This window comes from Aphanizomenon sp. UHCC 0183, assembly GCF_009712065.1.
GTDB classification, from domain to species: domain Bacteria; phylum Cyanobacteriota; class Cyanobacteriia; order Cyanobacteriales; family Nostocaceae; genus Dolichospermum; species Dolichospermum heterosporum.
The window spans coordinates 26,102-31,901 of sequence record NZ_VILC01000050.1 but is presented as its reverse complement, the minus strand read 5'-3'; the positions used below and the strand labels follow the sequence as shown (position 1 = coordinate 31,901).

The window sequence follows — 5,800 nt, the reverse complement described above, 5'->3', positions numbered from 1 at the left end:
TGAGATGACTTGAGTTCTTTGCGGGATAGAGGTTTTACGTTAAGTTGACACCAATGAAGCTCTTGCTTTACCCCCTACAAATCTAGGTTTTTCGTAATTTTCCAAAAGTCCATATTTCAACCATGTTGAGTATAGAAGAATAGTTTAACTGGAAAAAAGGTATAATAGCTAACAATATCTTATATCCCAGATTTTATGGCGCAAGTTGATTTGACTGATAATTTGCGAAATTTAATGCAAAAAGTTGGTTGTGATAGTTTTAACGCTTTAAGTCGTGCTGCTGGTGTTTCCCAATGGCAAATTTTGCAGTTGCGGAGGGGGAAAATCGGACAGATGCGGATGGAAGTATTGGTAAAACTGTCAGAGATTTTACAAATATCTTGGATTGAGTTGGTAGAAACTTTCAGTGTTGATGGTTTATTTTCAAGTGTCAACAACACTCATTCCTCTCATAAAAACATAAACTTATTAAAACAAATTACGGATTTACAATCTGAGTATGAAAGATTAACATTATCAATGTTAGAACAACGGGAAGTATTACAACAAGAATTTCAGCGATCGAGTTTACAAATATTGGAATCCTTACTATTACAATGGCCAATAGCAGCACATAGAGCCAGAGAGGATCACCAGTTATCAGCGGTGAAAATACTACCTTTGGTAGATAAACCTCTAGAGACATTATTACAGACTTGGAATGTGCAAGCGATCGCCGCTGTCGGCGACCAAATCCCCTATAATCCACAATTTCATCAATTATTAGAGGGAACAGCACAACCAGGAGAAATCATTAAGGTACGTTATCCAGGTTATATGCAACACGACCAGCTTTTATACCGAGCTAGAGTCAGTCCCATATAATTATTTATTGTATTTGTTGCGACTCAATCTCCCAAAAATGCTCTAAAGGATCACTATTTTGGGTTATAAGAAACTGGAATAAATGCCTGATGAAAAATTGCTCAATATTTTTGTGTACAAAATGTCTTTATTCAATTTAACGTTAAGATATACTAATAAAATCAAAATCAGAACCTTATTAAATAAATCAAAATTAGCATATTATGAATCAGCAGGTGAAAGTGATTTCCATTAGTGGGAGCTTTAATGCCAATAGCTCTCAAAACTTTCGAGAAAGTATTACAGAAGTAATGGAAAGTGGAATGTCCATTGTGTTAGTTGATTGTCATAATGTTACCTTTATGGATAGTTCTGGATTAGGCACTCTGGTTTTAACATTTAAAGCTTTACAAGAATTAGGTATAAAGATGGTAATTTGTTCAATTAATGAGCAAGTTAGAATGCTATTTGAATTAACTGGGATGGATAGCAAATTTACAATTGTTCCTAGTCAAGAAGCATTTGAAAATCTTTTGCTTTCTGCCAAGTAGGTTAGCATTGAAAATTGTCGTTATAGGAAGGCAAAAGGCAAGAGGCAAAAGGCAAGAGGCAAGAGGCAAGAGGCAAGAGGCAAGAGGTAAGAGGCAAGAGGCAAGAGGTAAAAGGTAAGAGGTAAGAGGTAAGAGGTAAGAGGTAAAAGGTAAGAGGCTTTGGGCGATTTTACTTTTCTTTACACACTTTGGTTTTATTGTGTTCACCTACTTACTTGATCAATCAAATTTAACTTGAAGAATAGATAAATCATCTTCAAATATCTCTTTGGAGTTTAAGTTAATTAGGTAATCCAGTATATAATCAAGTTGATTATCAACAGAATACTGTAAGCTAATTAAAATCTGAGTAAACCCTTCCAAACTCCAAAGATTACCATTTGATTGAGTGATTTCATAAGCACCATCACTAAAAATATAAAGGGTACTAGATTTTTCAATCTGACAATAAGCATCAACATATTTAGCTTCAGGAAACATCCCCACCGGCATTCCTGGAGTTTTTAATCTTTTTACTTCTGTGTTAGTAGGAGAGTTACCAGAAATGATAATAGCTGGTGGATGTCCAGCACTAGAGTATGTTAACTGCCGACTAACTCGATTATAAACTCCATACCAAATCGTAAAATATTTATCATTTTGATAATTTATTTGAAAGGTATTATTTAAAGCCGCTAATACCTCGCTAGGTTGATAGTAATTTAAATCTTTGAGAGCGCGGGAACGTAAGAGATTTAATACAGAAATTGAAGGCAGAGTTGCTTTTAGTCCATGACCAGCAACGTCTAGTAGGTAAATAGCTAAAGAATCAGCGTCCAGCCAATTATAGTCCAAACAATCCCCACCAAGTTGCCTGGATGGCAAAAACTTAAACTGAATACTCAGGGGGTTATTTATAGGCAGGGGTAAAAGGGATTTTACATATTCTGTAGCTTCGGATAATTCTGTTTCTAAAAGTAGCTTTTGGGTCTGTAAATCCTGACTTAATTGATGTAGACGTAACCCGGCTCTAACTCTTGCTTGGAGTTCGTTTTGTTCGATAGGTTTGGAGATAAAATCATCAGCACCAGCATCTAATCCTTTAACTCGATCTGCGACGGAATCTAAAGATGTTAATAAAATAAAAAATGTGGTAGATAATTTGGGATCTTTTTTAATGATATTACATACTTCTATCCCAGTTAATCCCGGCATAATCCAATCACATATAATTAAGGCTGGAGGTGAATCCAGCGTTCTTAAAATCCCTTCTTCTCCTGTACTCGCGGTAATAACCTGATAACCTTGTTTTTCTAAGATTCTTTTGAGGAAAATTTGGATGGATCGGTCATCATCAATAATTAGGATTTCAAACATGAGATTATTAAGAAAGGGGATTTAACCAAAACAATATAACTTGTTTTAATTGATTTAAATCTCGATAAACTTCTTGCTTTAACCATTGTCCTAAAGCATCAAAGGGACTAAAGGAAGTTCCTGGTTGCCATTTAACATCTTGTCCTAAAGGTGTGGTATGAGTGCCTGATAAAGTTTGTGTTGTCACCATATCAGGAAAGAGTTGTTGTAAAATTATTGTTAAGTTTGCTGATTGATCTAGGCTATCTTTATTAAATCTTATTAATAAATTTCGCCGAATCTGATAGCTGTCTTGGACTATTTGGTTGGTTTGTGTGGGTGTAGGTGTAAATTCAATGTCTAATTGGGAATTTAACTGGGAATTTAACTGTTCTACTAATGGTATGGCTTCACTGGCGGCAAAGTTATTAAAGGATATTAAAATATTACCAGCCCTTTGGATTGGAAACAGGCTACCAATTAGTAAATGCAGTTTACAACCCATGCTATGTCCGACTCCATAGGTGGGAAGATAAAGTTTGCGGAGTTTTCCAGAGTCTTGTAACTTTTCGAGAGTATATTCAAATTTACGGAGGACAGATTTAGCGATCGCTATATGATCTAATGTATTCACAAAAGGTGTAGCAATAATGACATATCCTTGATCTGCCAAGTTTTCCAGTAACCAACGATAAGTTAAATGTGGTAAAGTGGCGACAAATGCGCCACCTAAAAAATGAATAATCCCGATAGGATTACGGGGAACAAGTACCCAATTGCCTCTAATTTCTTGCCAGTTCATTTCCAAAGTTTGTAGAATAGAAGACTTTACGATTTGCTGACTTTATCTCATTCAATTGCATACCGCTATAAATATATATAAAGTATTAACTCTGACTTTGCAACTTTTTCATTTCCTGCTGTACATCTAGGGAAATTTGCAAGGCTTCATTTAATAATTTACCATGTTCTGTGGCTTCTTCAGTAACTTGCATTGATGCCAAAGTGGCTAAATTATTAGTAAATAAATCAGAATTGGTGATAATAAAACTTTTATTTTCTCGCAAAATTCTCTCTGTTTTTAAAGCGCGGATTAAATCATTTCTAGTTAATTCAAGTGCTAATAATACTTTTTCTCTTTCTTGTATACTTACTCCTAAATTGCCAACATCCTCAATTTGGTCGTTAATATGTATGGCTTTAATCACGGAATTATATCTTTCTACATCATTTAGTAAAATCCGCAAAGAATTGGTCATATTCTGCTTCAGAAACTTACTTTTACCTCTCCATAATAAATATAATAATATTTGAATACTCCCACTTGTCCATAAAATGAAAATAATTAATGATAGCCAAGATGATAGTTTTACTAATAGGTAAGTACAAACAGAAGTAGTAATTCCCGCGAAAACCACAGTAGCAATTTCTGTTTTTCGAGCTTTTTTTAGCAACCTTATACTAAATTGCTGGATAGTATCAGTAATAATTATTAATTTATTATCAACAGGTAAGTTAGTCGCATCTTGAAGTTGATCATGACTAATATCCAATCCCTGTAAATCATCTCGCACAGTTGCTAAATCCTTAACTACTATTGATTTAGTCTAATATAACAACTGGATTTCCAGAATGGCAATTACCAATTACCAATTACCAATTACCAATTACCCATGACCAATTACCAATTACCAAACTAAGTTACTTGTAACAAATAGCTCATGCAGTTTCCCATTAAAAAGTAAACTACTAGCATTGCTGCTGCGGCTAATGCCACCAGTATACCAGCCAGCATGAAGGAAAATTCTTTATGATGATAGGCTTTTTCCATTAGGTGTAGCGACCATGCTACAAGTGCGACATCAAAGATTAAAATAGGAATCAACATATTTCTTAATATTTCTTCATAGAAGTACGATTATCTTAACACTGTTTTGGATAACTGTGTTTTACCTTCAATAGATGCAGTTGGTCGCTGTATTTGATATCAAGTAGGAAGACGGACAGGAACATGGCGTTCTTGCAAATAAGTTTTAATTTGTGCTACGCTTAGTTTCCCAAAATGTAACAAAGACGCTAAAAGTGCAGCTTCGGCTTTACCTTCCGTTAAAGCAGTGTGAATATGTTCACAATTCCCTGCACCACCAGAAGCGATGACGGGGATTTCTACAGCATTAGCGATCGCTTTTGTCAAGTCCAAATCATAACCAGCTTGAGTTCCATCAGCATCCATACTCGTCACCAACAATTCTCCAGCCCCCCGTTTTGTTACTTCCTCCGCCCAGCGAAGGGCATCAATACCAGTATTTTCTCTGCCACCGCGAACGTATACATCCCAGCCAGGATTCTCAGGATCAAGTCTACGTCTAGCATCAATAGCCACAACAATACACTGATTGCCAAAGCGATCGCTGGCATGATTAATTAAATCTGGATTTCTGACCGCCGCAGAATTAATACTAACCTTATCAGCGCCTGCCCTTAACAAACCTTTAACATTTTCTAAGGTTTGAATTCCACCACCCACAGTCAGGGGAATAAAGACCTGTTCAGCAGTCCGGTAAACCACATCAATAATTGTGTCCCTGTCTTCATGAGTAGCCGTAATATCTAGAAACACTAACTCATCTGCACCGGCTTCATTGTAAACCTTGGCTAGTTCTACAGGATCACCCGCATCCTTGAGATCCACAAAGTTAATTCCCTTCACAACCCTGCCCGCCTTGACATCTAAACAAGGTAAGATTCTTTTAGACAACATAATGACTTTTTCACTCCCGGTAATTGCTAGGAATTTTAATTGTAAAGGTAATTGGGAAATAGATGACAAGAGAGGATCAATATATAATGGGTCTTGTCCAGACGAAAAGCTAACTAAATAACTATACTTTGAAACATATAAAATAACCATACCTTGAGGATGTCTTACCAAATTTGAGAGGATGTTAGTATTGAGTACATATTGATAGGTCAATGAAGCGCAGTGCGATCGCACTCCTCAAAATCATCCTACAAGCGATCGCCCTATCTACGAGATGCTAAGGAACGCAAATTTAATAACCTGCAATTCT

7 protein-coding genes are annotated in these 5,800 nt (G+C 35.9%); 2 read left to right on the top strand and 5 right to left on the bottom strand.

Annotation, left to right across the window (positions count from 1 at the left end):
* The first annotated feature begins 195 nt into the window (after positions 1 to 195).
* A complete protein-coding gene (grpE, locus tag FJR37_RS16950; protein ID WP_039203245.1) occupies positions 196 to 864 on the top strand; it encodes a nucleotide exchange factor GrpE in 669 nt (222 codons plus the stop codon).
* Positions 865 to 1,067: 203 nt separating this feature from the next.
* A complete protein-coding gene (locus FJR37_RS16945; RefSeq protein ID WP_027402877.1) occupies positions 1,068 to 1,394 on the top strand; it encodes an STAS domain-containing protein in 327 nt (108 codons plus the stop codon).
* Positions 1,395 to 1,613: 219 nt separating this feature from the next.
* Here the strand turns inward: FJR37_RS16945 and FJR37_RS16940 are convergent, their stop codons facing one another.
* From FJR37_RS16940 to hisF, 5 genes are all read right to left on the bottom strand, one after another.
* Positions 1,614 to 2,750 (bottom strand): PP2C family protein-serine/threonine phosphatase, encoded by a 1,137-nt coding sequence (locus FJR37_RS16940; RefSeq protein ID WP_039203246.1) that lies wholly within the window; start codon positions 2,748 to 2,750, stop codon positions 1,614 to 1,616.
* A gap of 7 nt (positions 2,751 to 2,757) precedes the next feature.
* A complete protein-coding gene (locus tag FJR37_RS16935; protein ID WP_168466594.1) occupies positions 2,758 to 3,531 on the bottom strand; it encodes a DUF1350 family protein in 774 nt (257 codons plus the stop codon).
* A gap of 85 nt (positions 3,532 to 3,616) precedes the next feature.
* Positions 3,617 to 4,303 (bottom strand): hypothetical protein, encoded by a 687-nt coding sequence (locus FJR37_RS16930; RefSeq protein WP_168466593.1) that lies wholly within the window; start codon positions 4,301 to 4,303, stop codon positions 3,617 to 3,619.
* A 122-nt stretch (positions 4,304 to 4,425) separates the two neighbouring features.
* On the bottom strand, positions 4,426 to 4,617 hold the full coding sequence (locus FJR37_RS16925; RefSeq protein WP_039203251.1) for a hypothetical protein: 192 nt from the start codon (positions 4,615 to 4,617) through the stop codon (positions 4,426 to 4,428).
* 99 nt (positions 4,618 to 4,716) lie between these two features.
* On the bottom strand, positions 4,717 to 5,490 hold the full coding sequence (hisF, locus tag FJR37_RS16920; protein ID WP_039203271.1) for an imidazole glycerol phosphate synthase subunit HisF: 774 nt from the start codon (positions 5,488 to 5,490) through the stop codon (positions 4,717 to 4,719).
* Between the last annotated feature and the right edge of the window lie 310 nt (positions 5,491 to 5,800).

What these genes read in the sequence shown, in the direction of transcription:
- grpE (WP_039203245.1), top strand. Translation starts at nt 196, where the DNA reads ATGGCGCAAGTTGATTTGACTGATAATTTGCGAAATTTAATGCAAAAA.
- FJR37_RS16945 (WP_027402877.1), top strand. Translation starts at nt 1,068, where the DNA reads ATGAATCAGCAGGTGAAAGTGATTTCCATTAGTGGGAGCTTTAATGCC.
- FJR37_RS16940 (WP_039203246.1), bottom strand. Translation starts at nt 2,750, where the DNA reads ATGTTTGAAATCCTAATTATTGATGATGACCGATCCATCCAAATTTTC.
- FJR37_RS16935 (WP_168466594.1), bottom strand. Translation starts at nt 3,531, where the DNA reads ATGAACTGGCAAGAAATTAGAGGCAATTGGGTACTTGTTCCCCGTAAT.
- FJR37_RS16925 (WP_039203251.1), bottom strand. Translation starts at nt 4,617, where the DNA reads ATGTTGATTCCTATTTTAATCTTTGATGTCGCACTTGTAGCATGGTCG.
- hisF (WP_039203271.1), bottom strand. Translation starts at nt 5,490, where the DNA reads ATGTTGTCTAAAAGAATCTTACCTTGTTTAGATGTCAAGGCGGGCAGG.